15 protein-coding genes are annotated in these 17,369 nt (G+C 45.9%); 3 read left to right on the forward strand and 12 right to left on the reverse strand.

Annotation, left to right across the window (positions count from 1 at the left end):
- Window positions 1-133: 133 nt before the first annotated feature.
- The 3 genes from wecB to J8Z25_RS15585 form a co-directional block, all read right to left on the reverse strand.
- Entirely contained in the window at window positions 134-1,255 is a 1,122-nt protein-coding gene (gene wecB / locus J8Z25_RS15575; protein WP_284693403.1) for a non-hydrolyzing UDP-N-acetylglucosamine 2-epimerase, read from the reverse strand.
- A gap of 497 nt (window positions 1,256-1,752) precedes the next feature.
- Window positions 1,753-2,238: a transcription/translation regulatory transformer protein RfaH gene (rfaH, locus tag J8Z25_RS15580; protein WP_250661389.1), complete on the reverse strand. Its 486-nt coding sequence runs from the start codon at window positions 2,236-2,238 to the stop codon at window positions 1,753-1,755.
- 490 nt (window positions 2,239-2,728) lie between these two features.
- Window positions 2,729-3,754 (reverse strand): IS110 family RNA-guided transposase, encoded by a 1,026-nt coding sequence (locus tag J8Z25_RS15585; protein WP_250659740.1) that lies wholly within the window; start codon window positions 3,752-3,754, stop codon window positions 2,729-2,731.
- A 166-nt stretch (window positions 3,755-3,920) separates the two neighbouring features.
- On the opposite strand from J8Z25_RS15585, the gene J8Z25_RS15590 reads away from it, so the two are divergent.
- Window positions 3,921-4,681, forward strand: a protein-coding gene (locus tag J8Z25_RS15590; protein ID WP_502934589.1) for an IS5 family transposase whose coding sequence is annotated in 2 segments (ribosomal slippage) — window positions 3,921-3,999 and window positions 3,999-4,681 — 762 coding nt in all. Because the reading frame shifts where the segments join, the coding sequence is not laid out codon by codon here.
- 27 nt (window positions 4,682-4,708) lie between these two features.
- Here J8Z25_RS15590 and traN read toward each other — a convergent pair.
- From traN to J8Z25_RS15625, 7 genes are read right to left on the reverse strand one after another with little or no spacing between them, the layout of a single operon-like run.
- On the reverse strand, window positions 4,709-8,401 hold the full coding sequence (gene traN, locus J8Z25_RS15595; protein ID WP_250661390.1) for a conjugal transfer protein TraN: 3,693 nt from the start codon (window positions 8,399-8,401) through the stop codon (window positions 4,709-4,711).
- Window positions 8,402-8,403: 2 nt separating this feature from the next.
- The gene (locus J8Z25_RS15600) at window positions 8,404-9,432 is read right to left on the reverse strand and encodes a TraU family protein (protein WP_250661391.1); all 1,029 of its coding nucleotides are present in this window, start codon (window positions 9,430-9,432) and stop codon (window positions 8,404-8,406) included.
- Complete coding sequence (locus J8Z25_RS15605; protein WP_502934590.1) at window positions 9,416-10,543, reverse strand: TrbC family F-type conjugative pilus assembly protein; 1,128 nt, start codon at window positions 10,541-10,543, stop codon at window positions 9,416-9,418. The genes J8Z25_RS15600 and J8Z25_RS15605 overlap by 17 nt, the downstream gene beginning before the upstream one ends.
- A 7-nt stretch (window positions 10,544-10,550) precedes the next feature.
- A complete protein-coding gene (locus J8Z25_RS15610; RefSeq protein WP_250661392.1) occupies window positions 10,551-11,063 on the reverse strand; it encodes a S26 family signal peptidase in 513 nt (170 codons plus the stop codon).
- A complete protein-coding gene (locus J8Z25_RS15615) occupies window positions 11,047-11,394 on the reverse strand; it encodes a plasmid-related protein (protein ID WP_250661393.1) in 348 nt (115 codons plus the stop codon). Before J8Z25_RS15615 ends, J8Z25_RS15610 begins: the two co-directional genes overlap by 17 nt.
- Window positions 11,387-13,786, reverse strand: coding sequence for a type IV secretion system protein TraC (traC, locus tag J8Z25_RS15620; RefSeq protein WP_250661394.1), 2,400 nt, complete (start codon window positions 13,784-13,786; stop codon window positions 11,387-11,389). Before traC ends, J8Z25_RS15615 begins: the two co-directional genes overlap by 8 nt.
- The gene (locus J8Z25_RS15625) at window positions 13,786-14,478 is read right to left on the reverse strand and encodes a DsbC family protein (protein WP_250661395.1); all 693 of its coding nucleotides are present in this window, start codon (window positions 14,476-14,478) and stop codon (window positions 13,786-13,788) included. Before J8Z25_RS15625 ends, traC begins: the two co-directional genes overlap by 1 nt.
- A gap of 374 nt (window positions 14,479-14,852) precedes the next feature.
- Between J8Z25_RS15625 and abiEi the strand changes: the two genes are divergently transcribed.
- The gene (abiEi, locus tag J8Z25_RS15630) at window positions 14,853-15,389 is read left to right on the forward strand and encodes a type IV toxin-antitoxin system AbiEi family antitoxin (RefSeq protein ID WP_007105006.1); all 537 of its coding nucleotides are present in this window, start codon (window positions 14,853-14,855) and stop codon (window positions 15,387-15,389) included.
- Window positions 15,379-16,299 (forward strand): nucleotidyl transferase AbiEii/AbiGii toxin family protein, encoded by a 921-nt coding sequence (locus J8Z25_RS15635; RefSeq protein ID WP_175080733.1) that lies wholly within the window; start codon window positions 15,379-15,381, stop codon window positions 16,297-16,299. The genes abiEi and J8Z25_RS15635 overlap by 11 nt, the downstream gene beginning before the upstream one ends.
- A 64-nt stretch (window positions 16,300-16,363) precedes the next feature.
- Here the strand turns inward: J8Z25_RS15635 and traA are convergent, their stop codons facing one another.
- Window positions 16,364-16,750, reverse strand: a complete 387-nt coding sequence (gene traA / locus J8Z25_RS15640; RefSeq protein ID WP_143692912.1) for a TraA family conjugative transfer protein — start codon at window positions 16,748-16,750, stop codon at window positions 16,364-16,366.
- Window positions 16,747-17,319 carry a type IV conjugative transfer system lipoprotein TraV gene (traV, locus tag J8Z25_RS15645; protein ID WP_217875230.1) on the reverse strand — a complete coding sequence of 191 codons (573 nt, stop codon included), beginning with the start codon at window positions 17,317-17,319 and terminating at the stop codon, window positions 16,747-16,749. The genes traA and traV overlap by 4 nt, the downstream gene beginning before the upstream one ends.
- Window positions 17,320-17,369 lie beyond the last annotated feature (50 nt).

Genomic DNA, 17,369 nt, shown 5'->3' on the forward strand with positions numbered 1-17,369 from the left:
TAGGCTCTAGGCTCTAGGCTCTAGGCTCTACAAAATTCTAATCTTAAATCTTTGATGCAAGCATTACTTATGTTCTTATAACTTGCGAATGTATTCTTTAAAATATTGTGACGCGATATAAAATCGCTACTACCTATTTATCTTTTGCTAAAATATCGCAAATACGTTGGCACGCTTTACCGTCACCATACGGATTATGAGCGCGGCTCATTATTTTATATGATTCATCATTAGTTAAAAGCTCATTTAAAGCTGAGGTTATTTTAGCTATATCGGTGCCAACCAACTTAACTGTACCCGCCTCGACTGCTTCAGGGCGCTCCGTGGTATCACGCATGACGAGTACAGGTTTACCTAAACTTGGTGCTTCTTCTTGTATGCCGCCAGAGTCGGTTAAAATAATGTGTGCGCGATTCATTAAATATACAAATGGTAAGTATTGTTGCGGCTCAATTAAGTGCACATTATCAACGTCTTTTAATATACGCTTTACAGGCTCTTGTACATTAGGGTTTAAGTGTACAGGGTAAAGTATTTGGCAATTTGGGTGCGCTTTAGCTGTTTGCGCTAACGCCTCACAAATGCGCTCAAACCCGCCACCAAAGCTTTCTCGGCGGTGGCCGGTAACTAAAATAAGCTTTTTGCTTTCATCAAGCATTGGGAACTGACTAGCTAACGTATTACTTAAATCGGTGTCATTTTCTATTTGTTGTTTAACCATTAATAGCGCATCAATAACCGTATTACCTGTTACAGATATATTTTCAGCTGCGACATTTTCTTTAAGTAAGTTAGCCTTAGAGTTTTCTGTTGGGGCTAAATGGTACTTGGTAAGAGAGCCGGTTAATTTACGATTACCCTCTTCTGGCCACGGTGAGTAGATATTACCTGTACGTAAACCTGCTTCTACATGCCCTACAGCTACTTGCTCATAATATGCTGCTAAGCTTGCAGCAAAGGTGGTTGCCGTGTCTCCATGTACCAGTACTACATCGGGTTTGAACTCTTTTAGTACGGGAGTGAGCTCAAGTAAAATACGGCTGGTTATCTCTTGTAATGTTTGCCCTGCTTTCATTAAATTCAAATCGTAATCAGGCGTAATTTTAAACAGCTCAAGTACTTTATCTAGCATTTCACGGTGCTGCGCTGTTACACAGCATTTTGATTCAAAGCGCTTATCTGCGGCAAGAGCATGAACCAGAGGAGCCATTTTAATCGCTTCAGGGCGAGTACCAAATACCGTTAATACTTTCACTTTTATATCCTTTAATAAATCAAATTTAGCTTTTAGCGTAACCAAATTTAGTTACGTTTATATGTCAACTTCAAGGATGCTAGGCACTATTTTACGGTGTAAAACACCACAGCATTCACACTATGAGCAACCGATTGCTCGTTATGAAGTTGCATTTTATCAGTTTAGTATCTCAGCTTTATTACACCCCACTGAGACACTTTTTTCTAAATTGAGACAGTCAATTTTAACTATCTCATTGTAATTGCTTGTTTTTGTACTTTTATTTAAAAGTGCCCAATAGGCCCTAGGTAAAATTCAACCGAAATACATTTTTCTTGTCTAGCCCTTCGGGCACGCTTCACGTTTCAGTTCGTCGCAGAGCTCCTCTCGCTTCAGCTTGAAAGCAAAAATATTTGCTTATATAGCTCTTCGGGCACGCTTCCGCCCCTAGGTTGCAGTTCCTACGTACTGATACTTAATAAAATTTTCGCATAAAGCCGAAGCTGTGTATTTTGCTAGTATTGTTTTATGTCTTTGTTATCTACGCTCATTTCTACTTGTTTATTAAGTAGATTGATCAGCAAAATACTACGCATATCGCCGTCAGACTCTTTGTAAATAGCTTTGATATTATTAAACGAACTGTTATTTACGCTAACTACATCACCCGTTTTAGGTATAGTAGAATCATTAGTCTGTAAACGCTCACTCTTAAGCTGTTCTATTAGGGCTGTAGGTACAATTTGATAATTTGCCCCATAAGATACAAAGCCGCTAATTCCGCGCGTATTTTTTACCGCAGAAAAGTTACAGTTTTGTGACTCAAGGCAAACAAATAAGTAGTTAGGGAATAAAGCCGACTGTTTAACGGTACGTCGACCTTTAACCAGTTTTTCGGTGATTAGTTTGGGGTAGAACACCTCAATTCCTTGGTTAAGTAAGTTGGTGGATGCTAGCTCTTCTTGACGAGGCTTACACGTAACTAAATACCAACTTTCCATAGCAATCCTTACTACAATATAATTGTAAAAAACACAACGCTAAAAAAACACAACGCTATATCCAATTACGCGTAATTATAAACAATTTAAGCGCATTAAGTAAATAAGTTCTTATTGTAAATATTTACTAGAGCCTGTTGATCTTTGGTGTACATAATTCAATCAACCCACATGGGTAGCCACATTAATGAGAAGGCTAAAGCAACGACGCTATGATAATTTCTAGCTAGGGCGTGTATATGGTCTCCTCCAACATTGCAAGAATAAACAATGAGTTTTGACAGGGATAGGTTTGCGTTCGTATATCCGGCTTCTTAATTGAAACACTTTGGTTTCGAGCCTCGATGAACTTCGCACATATCGTCCTTATCGTTGACACGAGTTTATCAAACTCACACGCCCTATCAGGTTTTCGATATGTCGGTTTTACCTGTTTGTCATCACTTGATGTTTATTCAGCAATCCTCTGAAGTGAACTCGTTATTCATTGTTAAGCCGTTACCAAATCATCGTTGTAACGACCGCCGTGTTTTAATATCGCCCAACCAACGCGAGCTAACTTATTGGCAAGCGCAACCGCAGCTTTGTTCCTGCCTCGCGTTTGCTCTATTCGCTTTATCCATTTTGCCAGTGGCGTATCTTTGTTCGCACTGACTCGCATAACGGCTCTGGCACCGTGTATCAATAAGGTTCTTAAATACCCATCGCCCCGTTTACTGATACCCAGTAAATTTTGTTTACCGCCGGAACTATGTTGCCTCGGAACTAAACCTATGGAAGCTGATACCGCTCGTCCATTGTTAAATTCACTGCCATTGCCCACATGTTGATAAAACGCACTGGCAATCAATGGGCCAATACCCGGAATACTCTGTAATCGAACACAGGCATCATCTTTACTTAAGTCATGGATTTTTTGAGTATAAACATCCAGGTGCGCTTTAAGCTCTGACAACTTTTTATAGTGTTGTTCCAATAATTCCTTGAACAACTCACTCAACCCATTATTTGCTTCTCTATCGTATAACTCAGGCAAGGCCTTATAAACATTATGTACTCCCAATGGAATGACAATCCCATACTCATACAATAAGCCTCGTATTTCATTACTATTCGCTGTTCTGTCTCGCTCACATTTCTTGCGTAGTACATGCAGCGATTGAATATCTTGTTGGGTTTGGGTTTTTGTTCTAACAAAACGCATTTCTGGTCGCACAACAGCTTCGGCTATGGCTAATGCATCATTAAAATCTGTTTTGTTACCTCTGACATAAGCCTTTACGTGTTGAGGCGCTATTTGTTTTACCCGATGCCCCAGTTTTTCGAGTTCTCTTGCCCAGTAATGTGCACTGGCACATGACTCGACTCCAACTAGGCAATCATCTAGTTGAGCAAAATAATTCAGTATTTCTTTTCTTCTCAGGATTTTTTTCTTAACAATTTTACCTACTTGATTACAGCAAACCACATGACTCACATTCTTTGCTAAATCTAATCCAACTGTTGTAATATTCATCTCGGTCTCCTCGCTTTATTACTTGAATCGTTCAATTCCAAGTTTGGCACATTGCGATGCCGAAAGGGAGGAGACCATTTCATCGTTGATCTTTGTGGTATGAAAAACAAACAGCATGAAGATAAGATATAATTGAATTCGCCAGAAAACTTTACACCGAACCTACATGCCAAGATTAATGTTAACAGACGGGACATGGAGTGTTTTATCAAAAGTAATGTACTTAAGTGGTCGAATTTATAATTAGCCCGCCATAGAAAAACGCTCGAAGGCATACTGTATAAGATGCGCACAGGTATTCCATGGCGAGATTTACCTTCTGATTTTGGCCGTTGGAGTGCTATCTACAGACGGTTTAATTTTTGGTCCAAAAAAGGGATTTTGAATGAACTGCTTCGCGCATTATCTCGTGATGCGGACATGGATTGGGTCTTCATTGATGGCAGTATTGTCAGGGCTCATCAACATAGTTGCGGTGCAAGAACTGCTGACAATGAATCAATTGGAAAGAGCCGAGGTGGAAATTCTACGAAAATTCATCTTGCAGTCGATAGCGGAGGGTTGCCTGTTTATTATGAATTATCCTGTGGAAATACGCATGATATCGTCCATGCAGAGTCACTCGTAGCTAATTGCCCAACAAGTAATATGGTTGTCGCAGATAAAGGCTACGACAGTGAAAAACTGAGAGCGTTTGTTCGTGATAATAACGCTACACCCGTTATTCCACGTAAGGGCAACAGTTTAGTAGGCAATGAAGATATTGACTGGTGCATGTACAAATATCGGCACTTGGTTGAGAATGCATTTGGCCGTATTAAGCAATATAGAGGGATAGCCACGCGGTATGAAAAGCTTGAACGAAATTATCATTCAATGCTCGCTTTAGCATTTACTATGATGTGGCTACCAATGTGGGCTGATTGATATATGTACTACAAAGATCAACAGCCCCTAATTATTTCCAGAAATTTCTTCCGTCGCCTCCTGACGCAGTTTCTGAGCATCCATTCCGTTTAGCCTTCCAATAGCTCTGTCTGGGGCACTTTGACGGTTTCCATCCACGTTTAGCGTACTTCCTGAGCCTGTGAGTCGTTCCAGATCCAGTGACGGTACTTCGGGTAGGTTGCCTGTTATTGACAAGATACCTATCCATTCATCCAGATTGACTTGGCTCCAATCTACCTGGTTTAACTGACTCGCAGTCAAACCTTCACAGTTTGGAGACTTCGCACTACCCCAACCAAGGCCTAATTGCGGACGTACTTGTTCTTGAATGATCCGTGAAAGTGGCGAAGTAAAGCAGCAATATGACTGCCGTTTTTCAACACAGGCTCCTAAGAACTTAGACTTGCAGTAAGAGCCTACATAGTGGCAACTCTTCAATACCCGCTTGGCGTTCATTTCAAACTCACTCTGCTCACATTTCCAGATAAGTTGAATGAGGATCATGGTGACCGAATAAATCATGTAGGCCGTCATAACCGTACTCAGAACCGCGCCCGCAGCCCCCCCCAGGGCAAAGTTACCACCCGAAACGACACCATCGGCTCCAACTGCGCCACCAACGTTACTAAACAGTGCCGATTGTGCCCCCGAACCAAAGGTCGTACCTACCCATTCAGCCGTTTTGTTGGTCAACACCTGCATAAAGCCAGTCGCAGCTTGCTCCGCTCCCGCGCCAGCAGCCGTTGATGGCCCTGCTCCCATAAGAGAGTCCCATGCAGACACAAAAGGCTCCTTGACCGCACTCCAGGTACTCGTGATCGGTTCCCTAAGCGTATTCCACGAACCATAGATTGCAGAAGACGGATTCATGGCCATGACTGCCGTATCAAGCTTGTTGACCGCCACAATCATTGTGATGTAATCCGATAACGACACGCCACTTGGCTTTTCACAGCAATCTACTATGCCGCCAACGGCTTTTTTGCACTGGCCAGCATTACCTTTAAAGACCGTACACTCAACGTTATCTTGGCTATCAGCTCCCGTGCATGACATATCATTGGTCATAAACTGCGCCGCATTAAGCATCGCCGCGGCTTCTGCAAAGTTAGCCTGCTTGATTGACTCTGGCTCTAAACAATCTGTGCCCATGCAGCGAACTGGCCCCTCACAGTTGTATTGAGTTTCCATTCGTGCATTTTGCACTTCAACGCTTTGTCCGCAGTCATACACCAAACTTTGGATATAACAGAAGCCTTCATGACCAGCTCCGCCTTCAGTGCATTCGGTTCTGACATACTGGCAGGCCGGGTTTTGTTCTAGCGCGGCACACGTATTGGTGGTCGTGTTTTGTCCGTTATTGACGATGGTTTGCGTATTACCATTGGCATCTACCCAGCTATCTGAGCTGCCCATGTTGAACTCTGGATGAGCAGTCGAAGCATTGTAGGTCGCTCTTGCCCTCCAGCATGAGAGCCCCAGTCCATCAGAGCTGCCACGACTGGTTAAATGAGCAGGAGACGAAACAACCGCCGGATAAAGGCTTCCAAGATTGGCCAACTCGCCACTACCAACCATTAACCCGTCGATTCGTTTTGTACCCGTATCCAAACACTGCCACTGCACCGCAGTGAACTGATCCGTTTGCATCAAGCATTGCTCTATGCCCGGATCACTTGATTGATGAACAACATCTTGCTCTAAGTATTTGCCAGAGAAGGCCAATGAAGCGCTCAGTCTCGCAGGAGCCAAGCACTTCTGAACTTCTCGGCTGCAAGTATCGAAATCGACTTCGTTCCAGCCGGACTCACATTTGGAACGAGTGACTTCCTGAGGTTCATGCCACGAAATAATCGACCCATTAACGACCTTGCACAATGAACCAACCAAGGTTCCTTTTGGACAGGTCATTTCAGGGTATTTAATGGACGGTTTCGTCTCAGTCACCGTCCCCTTATTGCCCGTCAATGAGAGTGTCGTTTTCCAACCATTTGCCTTGGATGGCGACTCGGTGATTTTTATCTCAGTATTTTGATTATCAAAAATCCTCAGCGTCGCGTTTCCAGTTTGCATAGTACTGCTGTGCTGTGGAACAAAACTGAGCGTTTCAGAGCTAAAGCAACCGCGCTCAATGGACCAGCTTTGTTGATGGGTTTCAGCGGATACACGTCGCTCTAACTGACACTGAGTAAGCGTGCTGATCTTTTCGCACACCTGGTAATCCGGTACATGCTTGGTTTCAGTAAATGGCGTAATCGTCTGAGTAGGCTCACAGGCCTCAAAACTACTCGGCATAAGATTGGATACCACGCACTTTGGATCACTGGTTTGCAATCCACAGTCATAGGTATCGGTAAAACGCATGCATTCACCTTTATCATTGGTTTCGGCACATTCTGACGACATGAAGCCACAGGAAGGGTTCGCTTCAAGCACTTGGCAGGCCTGATTTTCAATCCCCTTATAGCTTTCATCATCCACACTGACTTGTACACGCCGACACAAAGGCGATATGCCAGCCACTGGGCTTGGGGCAAAGTAGGATTCACAAACTGAAACACCATTGACCACCGTACATCCGTTGTTTGAAGACGGCTGATCCGTGCATTGAATGCTGTAGTCTGAAAACTTCGTCGGGATATCCGCTGCTTGTTCGATACAGGATTGTGGCGACCAACTATCATTCATCACCACCTTGGTTGGATCAAAGTGCACCTTGATGCGTGCATACCCCTCACCACTCCCCGTTACCGATACGCGAATTTTTACCGGCACGTCTAAACCGGGCTCTACCGCTTTTAGTTTAGCGGTTAAGTCGGTATTAGGATTGCGCTCCCAACTGGTACTGAGCTCGCAGCGACCGGCCGTTTCTGGTGGAAAGTTATTGTTCGGTCCAGACCAGAATTTCTGATCGCCAAGCCACACTTGCATGTAGTCATCCCATTTGGCGTACTCAAGTACGGCTGAGGTAATCGCATCAGGGTTCACGACTTTGAGTGTGATGGCCTGCTCGAACACTTTACAACGGCCACTCCAGTAGTTGTCACCAATTCGTCCTATCCAAACTTCAAGACACCCCTCACCACAAGAGCGAAGGTTCATCGGTCCTGAAACATGTTCAATAATGCCTGCCGTGTAATCGTGAGTAATAGTGCAGCTGTTAACCGCTGTATTGAGCCTGTCACATTGCTGGTAGTTTGGGCTTCCTTCACCTTGAGACTCACAACCTGGGAAGCTTTGCGTCAATAGATTGGGGTCAGTTTGAACCGCATCAGTTAATGCCCAAAGCGGATCATTGACCATATCTGGCCGAGACCTGTCTTTGATTTGCTGTAGCGAGCGAAACGCCTCACCCGTAGCGCCACTTTCGGATGCCATACTCTCTTGGTGCTGCGTCCCCAATTGATTCATGCTGGCATCAGAGCCATAAACGCCTGTTAAAACATCCAATGAGCCCTGATCCATACCTGGGAAAAGCTCTTGCAAGTTAATGGACTCATTACCACTGCCATTCGGCACCGACAATGTATTGCCATTGAGTGCGGGCATCGTCCAGTTTTGCAGCAATTGCTTACCTTCTTGTTGTCCGCTTAGGCCGGATTGGCGCTGCACATCAGCGGCCACACCATGTAAGGGCAAGCACGCCATAGTGATAGATAAAATACCCGCTAACACTCGGGTAAAAAATGTTGGTTTCATAGTTAACCTCCCGAGTTACAGCAGTCTTGCCAGCGCCACAAAATGTAGAGCGCATCTTCTCCGGCACCGGGGATCGATCGCCACTCTCCCCATTTCATGGTGCTTTCACCGATGACATGCGCACTTTCAGTTTCTGGTACAGGGAAGAACATACTCATCTTGTATTGGGTTTTCGGCAGCATGGGTTCGATAACAGGTCGGCATAGCGCACTGTTCCCCATTGTTCGCCTTGCAAGACCACGCCTGTGTTGAGCCGCGATTGCTCGCGCCGCTAAATGGCTGGTGTTTTCTGCTAATGAGCCAAAGGCTAAGGTGTGGCCAGATAACGGGTAGAGATGGCCCCAACTGCCAGCACACCAAAACAACTGATCGATGGGTTTACCAAGCGTTGATGAGGCAGCGTCAGCGGTACAAGCCGAAATAGCCAATGGATTAGCAACAGCAGCCGCTTCAGGCTGAGTAAAAAAGGCCAGTTCATCGTTCAGCCATGTTGGGTCCAATTCCGACAAATACATCAAGTCAAAGTCCATGTAACCATCGGCATTGCAATTGCCATCCATGAACAAATCGAGCATGACCAAAAGCGGAAAGGCGTAATAATGGTAATGGTAGAACGCAAGATCGCCGGTATCGTATTCACCTTCACCATGACCACCTTGCAGTCGTCTATCACCTAACGGTAAACGGATCCCTCCCAGGGAAGGCGAACAACCCGGCGTTCTGACCAATTCAATCAGACGCGCTGGCTCCCACATGCTGGTAACAATACCTGGCCTTGGCACGCCTAAGTTGTCTTCACACAAGCAAAATGACTTGTTTGATGCGCCGCTTGGGACATTGCCAGAGCCAAGAGGAAGCCCTGCAACCCGGATAGGAAAAATGCATGACCAGCAAACATCCGTCAGCAACTTGCCCGACAATAAACCCGCGTCTGGGCAGGTCAGTTCGGCTTTTGCAGGAATAGATGCGCCCAGGACAAGCATGACAACGAGAGTCCGCATCAGACGATACGTGTTATTGAGCTTTTGCATGAACAAGCTCCTTTGCTGGAATTTCTTCTATTTCAAACGCGAGCCCCTTTGCTTGAACAAACGATGGGGTGACTTGCAAATCAAAGCGCTGCTTTAGCGAGGCATTGAGAAGGTAAACCGGACTGTCCAATGTCTTTTCGAGCACATTGAGGCGATTCCAACCTTGAGCACGGTCGAGCTGCGTGGTGATAAACGTAATGCGGCGTAGTGTCCTATCTTGGCCCTCAAGCCAATGCGCAACTGCGTTTACTTCCTCAGCGTTCGACGCATTAAACACCACGAGCTGCTGAGTAAATGGTAAGGCTTTTAGCGGGTTAATACGCGTTCCTGCTGGGATCAATGTTCGGCCATTGGCATCCAATAGTGGCCGCTGCATGACGATGGTTGGATCAACCATTCTTATCCGATACTGCGTGGCTTTGGGTAAGTTAGTAAATGTTTGGCGAGACCAGAAACGCTCAATGGCTTTTTTCTTTAACGCGCCGAGGTCAAGCGACTGTAAACGCTGCATCGCCACTTGCATCAAATCCGGTTCTAAAATCGAATGAATCGGACCGCGTTGACCCAATGAACCGCTATTGCCAGTTTCAATTTGGCGCTGCAACCAGTCCTTGCTGTAAACCCCTAGTGCACTTGCAGTCACCTTGTCATCTTCTATACGGAAAATGGCAGGCACGCTAGTCACCCGCCAGTGCACAAAGGCTTTCGGATCGATTCGCACCTGAGGAACAGGATCAAGTCCCGCCATCAGGGTATGCCAATCACGGATAGCCGCCCCCAAAGTCTTTCCTTCAGGAATTCCCCGAAACAACACAATAGCGCCGGTAGCACTGGCCTCTTTAAATAGCTGCTTCAGTGACGAATCACCCAATGAGGACGATGCAAATATCACCCATTCATCGCTGTGTTTGAGCGACACAGGTTGTTCAACCGGTGCAAAAGGCTCAATAAATTCAGATGAACCATCCACAGCACTTTGTAAAATGCTGCGGCTCATTTCGACGATCTTTTTGTCCTCGTCAGACAACGGAAAAGGCTCTTGTGCCCAGGCAACTTGAACCCAAGACAATGGAGCAACCAACAAAAATAAGAGACATAGTCTTTGCATCATCCACCTCCTACCAAAGCGGCCAAGCGCGACCGACAATCTGCTCGCGCTTAACGGCATTCCAATAGCGGGAGTCGAAACTCGTTGCAGCCTCACCGGAAAACCAATATTCGTTTTCTTGCAGCGTCAATGAGCGGCTAAATTGTGATTCCGCGACACCAAGACGCTGGGCTAATGCCATGCCGGTAGAGACTTCAGTACCATTCACCAGCACATGCTCAGGCGTCACCTTGACTTCATCCCCAGGCATCCCTGTTAGGCGTTTCAGCATCCGAGTACCGTCGTGATATAACGGAGCGAGTCCTTTTGAGTGGAAGGCATACAAACCATCCTTAACGGGCTCTTTATTCCATAGGTCAATCAGGTACACCGTGGTATCAGGCAGGCAGCGCTCTTGCTGGGTATCAATACCTATTCGGTAGCGCATCATGGCGTAGGTGCCTACCAAGGCCATGATTAACGCAAGAACGGTCAACCGAATGAGATATGGCCGCCAAGGCATTCTTTTACGGAGTATCTGCATGAGACACCTCCTTTGAGCCTACTGGCACAAATAAAGAATCATCAGCACCCACCACCGCTTGGGCATCCAGCACGATAAAACCGGCTGCTTTTAGCTTTTCAATTTGCTGATTGGTCTGAAGCAACCTGGATTCGATGTCTTGTTCGCTGGCATTGGGGCCCAGTGACAACACCGCCTCCCCAAAATCCACGACCGCAATGGGCGTACTTAACGCCAACTGGCTGTGGATGGGTTCGAGTGTTTTCATTAAGAGCCAGCTGGTCATTAAACCGCTACCAGCAATAGACAAAGTAATAGAGGCCATAAATGGCCAAAGCGTGGACTTATTCATAGCCTCGCTCCTTCAACAACTGAGAGATGGCATCAGCAACAGAAAGGCCTTTGCGCGTTAACTGCTTAATCGCGTTTACATCTTCTGCACGGGACGAGTACAACAGCTTGTGAAACGGATCGACGATAAGGCGGCCAATCCCGGTGCCCATTTCGGTAATAAAGAAAATTTCGGAATAGACACCCGTGACGGTATGAACGGTTTTCAGGTATTCGTAGCCGCCTTCACCTAGTGGCAAGCGACCTTCTTTTTTGAGTGCGTTGATGGTTTCAGCTTTTTGGCCAAGCAGGTACATATTGGCCGAGTTTTCAGCGATGGCTTTACCTGTTGGGCTGTCATACAAATCGTTGACCGACTGCGTTACCGTTACAGCACTGCCGCCATATTTTCGAAATCGACGGTAACCCGTCTCGATGAACTTACCGACATCACCTTGAGTCAGCAGATCCCAAGCTTCGTCAATGAACACAATCTTGCGTCGATCCCGCTCACCTAAGTACATCTCTTGTTGGATTTGGTAGATAAGCTGAAGCAACACCACTTGTTGTAGATGCTTACGCCCCTTGAGTTCTTCTAACTCCAAAACGGTGAAACGGTTTTTGAAGCGAATATTGTTGTGGCCATTAAAGAAGCGGCCATATTCGCCCTGTGTCGTAAACGGATAGAGCTGCTCACCCACGTCTTGCACACGTCGGTCTTCATGATTTTTTAAAGCCTCTGCCACATCATCAACCAACATCGCACGACCTTTTTTCTCCCACAGTTCACGGGTCTGACGTTTTAGGTTGGCCATCTGAAAATCGGTTAATGACTGCGTAGGTGCGGCCATTGCGGCCAATAACCCAACCAGTACATCCGCTTCTTCGTCATAGTCCTCAACGATTTCAAACGGGTTTAAGCAAATGCCACTGTCCCGCCCGAACTGTAAGAACTCTCCGTCATAAACTTCACACAGCTTTTCATAGGAGCGGCCAACATCAATCACCCAGCATTGCCCGCCTTCTGATAAGTAGGAGGAGATGATTTCGTTCACCAGGAAAGACTTGCCCGACCCCGATTGCGCCGCTATGCAACAGTTGTAATTACTGCCCGAGTCATAAAGGGACACACTCATGATCTGGCCATTACGGGAAACAAAGTTAATCACTGGCGTGCCTGTACCTTTCCAATCCGCAAACAAAGGCAACAGAGGGATCACATGCCGTGTCGCCATAGTCTTGAATCGAAACAAGTCGTTCATCGCCTGGCGGTCGGCACCAAATGGCAGGGCATTCAGAAAAATGGGCAAACAGAAGTACTTGTCTTCCATCAGCTCAAATCCGAGTTCTTTGAAATAAGTTCGAGCATTTGAAACAGAGCTGATGGACGCTTCTTCAGTTGGTGAAAACAGCGTCAAAGTCATATTTGCCCGAATAGGACGATCACCTTCTTGCAAGGCTTCAAAAAGAACATCAAATCCTTTTTTCTTGGCTGCAAGCACCGGCACAAACTTGAGCATCGGGCCATAGGCCTGATTGACCGCCCATTGACGCTTCGTCTCTAAACGAGATCGCATCGCCTCAGCTGAAGGAAAGTGAATGGTGACATTCAGCAAAAAGCTTCCGCGTAAACCGCGACTGCCCGTCATCATATCGCCCGCAAAACTTGCGGCATGACCAAACCAGATCCGCTCAGGCAAGCGCTTAAACGATAAGGTTTTAACTCGGTAATCACCCAGCATCAGACCTTGGCTATCCACCTTGATAGCCCGGTCATAATCCAACACTTGCTCTCGAAGTGGTTTATCTGCCTCACTGCGGATTGGTGATGGATTGCGCCAGGAAGCATCTTTTCCCCAGTTAAGCTGCGCACTTAATGCCGCGAGCCAATTTCGGTCAGTCATCTCAGTGATGCGAAAACCAACCGTTGCCAGCGCTTGCGAGAAAGAAGCCCGAAGCGCGGATGCTCGACTCAACTCACGCTCCGTCGGTATAGGACTTTCCAAAGGCAATTTGCAGGTGACGATCAATTGAAAGTTGCGTACCTGAGTCTGGGTCGATTCTTCTATCGGTTGAACCGTGCCGCCATCGAGAAAATCCGCACGTTTACGTATCGACGCCCTGAGCAATGGGTCGGATTGACGATGCCGCAAGCCCATCATGCGCTGAAGGTCGGTTTGAATATCAGGCGAGGCGTACAGGCCAAATTGCAGCAAAGTGTCTTTTGGCCAGTCGTTGTTAAGTAGAACATTAACCCTGTCTGCAACAGACTCATCACCACCCGGCAATGGGTCACATAGAAAACCAAAGCCAACACTCTGGTCTTCCATGAAAAACAGTTGCTCATCGTCTGAATAGGCCAATACAGGCAATAGCTCAGAAGCGCGTTGCCCTGAATACAGAGAGGCTTTCATTAACGCCCCTCCAACCAAGCAGAAAGGTCATAAGGACGGCCTCGGCTGATGCGACCATCATTGGCGACAATGAAAGGCACACCTTGAATGCCCAGGATTTGAGCCGTCACCAAAGTACGCTGCATTGGTTCTAAGTTGCAGGCATCATCCTGTTCTAGGTTACCAATCCGGCCATTCAGCAATGCATCGGTGGCCGCTTTTTTGTCACGCGCACAGCCAAGCTGGCGAACCTGACGCTCTGAATCAGGACCAAGCACTGGCACAGGAAGTATTTGGAAGGTGTATTCTTTGGTTAGCGGTAAAGCTTGTTTCAAAAGCCCATGGCAGTGCGGGCATCGTGGGTCAACAAAGACCACCACTTTCTTTTTGCCTTCGCCTAAAGTCAGTGGGTTCAAATCATCCATTTTTAAGCCAAGGCGACTTAAATCCAGCGTGTTTCCCGCTTCTCGAATTTCATCAAGGCTGGTAAGCGGCTTTTTGGACCAGGCATCATAGAGTGTGCCATCAATGACGAACCGGCCACTGTCTGACATGAAAACAATACGGCCATTGCTTTCGACCGCTTTCATACCCGTGACAGGTAAAGAAACCATGCCGTCAATTTTGCCAACGGGCGACACTTCAGACACAGGTTCGGCTTGAACCAATGGAGACAGCGCAAGCGCCAGAATAATTGGAGATAGTTTTCGCATGAGGAGTCCTCGTTAATGTAAATCGAGGCTCCAGTCTATGCAGTTGTCCTATGTGGACTCGGTTAGATAGATTGAAGAATTGGATGCCTTGCTAGGGTGCCACGTGTTGTTACGCACTATTAGTAGAGGTATAGCTCTCATTCTGGCAGCCTTACAGGCTTCCCCTAATTTATCTAGTTTATCTAAATCCTCTTTTTCACACTCTGGGTGTTAAATTTCATCACCGCGTAAACTAACCAAGCCCTTTCCTCCCAGAAGTCAAGTTTACAAGTTTGACATTTTTTAGTGTCGTTATTGTATACTTGCACTCCGCAAGGATTAAGTCTACACTTATGACATGTTTAAGTGTCATCCTTGATAACTAGAGGCGTATTGTGAAAAAGGCTGAGGCAATTAAAAAGCTCTTAGAATACGACAAGCGTGGTCGCTGTGTTTTTACTAATTCAGATCTGGCGAAAATCTTTCATCAAGATAATGAACGAGCATTGCGTGCAGGAATTAAACGTTTGCAAGACGATGGCTTACTCACCCGTATCATTAATGGTGTGTACTTATACAATTTAGCGCAGTCGAAAGGCAGCGATACGTTGGAGCAAATTGCTAAAACCATTCGGCGTGGAGAATATAACTACATTAGCCTAGAGTCTGCACTTTCTGATTTTGGAGTTATTTCGCAAATTCCAGTAGATCGCTTAACTGTTATGACAACGGGACGTTCCGGTGAATTCAAAACACCTTTGGGTACAATTGAATTTACGCATACGAAACGAGATCCAATGGATATTTTAGAAAATACCAGTTTAGTCGGCAGACCGCTTAGGTTAGCAACGAAACAAACTGCATACAGAGACTTAAAACGAGTTGGCCGAAATACACATTTAGTAAGCAAGGATGGGCTATATGAAAATTGATCAAGAAAATTTCGCGCAATTGGTAAATAAAGCAATGCAAGTTGAAAATGTATCTCATATGCGTTCAGTGATAGAGAAAGAGCTCTTACACTACGATATTTTATTTGCGCTAGAGAAAGGTGGACTTCTAGACAAACTAACTTTTCAAGGTGGCACTTCATTGCGCCTTTGTTATGGCGGCAATCGTTTCAGCGAAGATCTGGATTTTGCTGGCGGGAAGGATTTCAGCTCAGCAATGTTGGCAGACATGAAATATTGTATAGAAAAGTACATTGGCGAACGATACGGGCTTGAAGTGACAGTAAAAGAACCAAAGGATCTAAAGCAAGATCCTAAATATTCTGAATTGAGCATTGATAAGTGGCAAATAGCGGTAGTGACTTCTCCTGAGAGAAAAGATCTGCCAAAACAAAAAATCAAAGTAGAAGTGGCAAACATTCCAGCCTATACAAGAGAGCCGCAACCTCTTCAAATAAACTACGATTTTTTGCCTGATGGATACAGTGATACGCTAATTCTGACAGAAAGCTTGGATGAGGTCATGGCGGATAAAATCATTTCTTTACCTGCCACTACAAGGTATGTCCGCCACCGAGATATATGGGATTTAGCTTGGTTACAGCAACAAGGCGCGACACTCAATATGGACTTAGTTAAAAACAAAGTGTCAGATTATAAACTTGAGCACTTCAACAAAATGTTGGAAAACTTTCTCGAACGACTTCCTGATATTGTGTCTAGTGAAGCGTTCATTGCAGAAATGAAACGTTTCTTACCAACAGATGTATTTGATAGAACCCTAGCTCAGGATAAGTTTCAAGTTTACCTGCAAAATACTTTGGCGAAACTATTTAAAACTGTGAGTAACGAGTTACTAGGCAACGTTACAAATAATGAATTTAGAATGTAAAAATTGGGTCCACAAAGCAGTGACTTTGTAGACCCAAACCTTTTAAAGGTCTCTATAGAGTTTATCAGGTGCCCAGTAAGACGGCGCTGATTGCTGGAACTGTTGTGCCAACGACTTCTTGAGTGCTGGCAACAACAGGTAAAGTTGCAGACATGACACTTTCAACGACTGTTGGCGTATTGTAGAGACCCATACCGCCTCCAATGCCCAAGGCAAAAGCCATCAAGCTTTGGCGAGCGATACCGCCCACAATACCCACCAGAACCATGGCTCCCGCTACGATCCGTCCCAAAGTACCTTGGGTCCAATCTTTTAGGGTATCCCACACATCGGTGAAAGCATCACCACCGGTGCCCGCAAATGAGGGCTCCGAAATCATTAACGCCATTAAACCAAGCGCACCAATGGTCATTAGGCGCTGAGTTTGAATGGTGCGAACTGCATTTGTCATTCGTTAGTTTCTCCGTAGATACTCAAGTTATCGCGCTTACCAGCAGCTCCCGCTGACGCTGAATCGCTTTGAGTCTGAAGTGGACGTAGCACTGGCGAAACTGTTCGAGGTGCTGACACCCCAATATCCCACCGGCGCGGTTCAATTTCGGTAAACACGTAGCTGGATAAATTCAGATCTCCACGGTCATCCTCCCAAGGCGCAATCCAAATCCGCATTACCCTTGAAGGAATGCGAATAGGTGCAGATTGCTGCGTCTCGGGTAATGCTGGATGGCTCAGCAGTCCTGTCTCTAAATCAGATTGTGAATACCCAGAGGGAGAACCAATTCGAGTCGCCACAGCATCAATCGTCTTGGGTGCAGCTCCATTACTGGTAAGCTCATAGACTTCATGAGCGGATAAACAGCGCACACCGTCAGGCATACCTGGGCATCCATATTCACTACTCCCAAGACCCAATGAACTACAGCCAGACAATAAGGTTGAGCAGACTGCCAATAAAAGTAATCCAGCTTTAGACCACTGTTTTGACTGGTGCTTTGGGTTGTTCTGCATTGATGTCGTCATGATTCACTCTCCTCTGGATACACATCTTATTGTCTGAAACGGACTTCGAT

Origin of the sequence: Pseudoalteromonas sp. SCSIO 43101, from assembly GCF_023650775.1 — a bacterium.
In the GTDB taxonomy this organism is placed as follows: Bacteria; Pseudomonadota; Gammaproteobacteria; order Enterobacterales; family Alteromonadaceae; genus Pseudoalteromonas; species Pseudoalteromonas apostichopi.

What these genes read in the sequence shown, in the direction of transcription:
- traN (WP_250661390.1), bottom strand. Translation starts at nt 8,401, where the DNA reads ATGAAACCAACATTTTTTACCCGAGTGTTAGCGGGTATTTTATCTATC.
- rfaH (WP_250661389.1), bottom strand. Translation starts at nt 2,238, where the DNA reads ATGGAAAGTTGGTATTTAGTTACGTGTAAGCCTCGTCAAGAAGAGCTA.
- traC (WP_250661394.1), bottom strand. Translation starts at nt 13,786, where the DNA reads ATGAAAGCCTCTCTGTATTCAGGGCAACGCGCTTCTGAGCTATTGCCT.
- J8Z25_RS15585 (WP_250659740.1), bottom strand. Translation starts at nt 3,754, where the DNA reads ATGAATATTACAACAGTTGGATTAGATTTAGCAAAGAATGTGAGTCAT.
- J8Z25_RS15610 (WP_250661392.1), bottom strand. Translation starts at nt 11,063, where the DNA reads ATGCAGATACTCCGTAAAAGAATGCCTTGGCGGCCATATCTCATTCGG.
- J8Z25_RS15615 (WP_250661393.1), bottom strand. Translation starts at nt 11,394, where the DNA reads ATGAATAAGTCCACGCTTTGGCCATTTATGGCCTCTATTACTTTGTCT.
- J8Z25_RS15625 (WP_250661395.1), bottom strand. Translation starts at nt 14,478, where the DNA reads ATGCGAAAACTATCTCCAATTATTCTGGCGCTTGCGCTGTCTCCATTG.
- J8Z25_RS15605 (WP_502934590.1), bottom strand. Translation starts at nt 10,543, where the DNA reads ATGATGCAAAGACTATGTCTCTTATTTTTGTTGGTTGCTCCATTGTCT.
- J8Z25_RS15600 (WP_250661391.1), bottom strand. Translation starts at nt 9,432, where the DNA reads ATGCAAAAGCTCAATAACACGTATCGTCTGATGCGGACTCTCGTTGTC.
- traV (WP_217875230.1), bottom strand. Translation starts at nt 17,319, where the DNA reads ATGACGACATCAATGCAGAACAACCCAAAGCACCAGTCAAAACAGTGG.
- traA (WP_143692912.1), bottom strand. Translation starts at nt 16,750, where the DNA reads ATGACAAATGCAGTTCGCACCATTCAAACTCAGCGCCTAATGACCATT.
- J8Z25_RS15635 (WP_175080733.1), top strand. Translation starts at nt 15,379, where the DNA reads ATGAAAATTGATCAAGAAAATTTCGCGCAATTGGTAAATAAAGCAATG.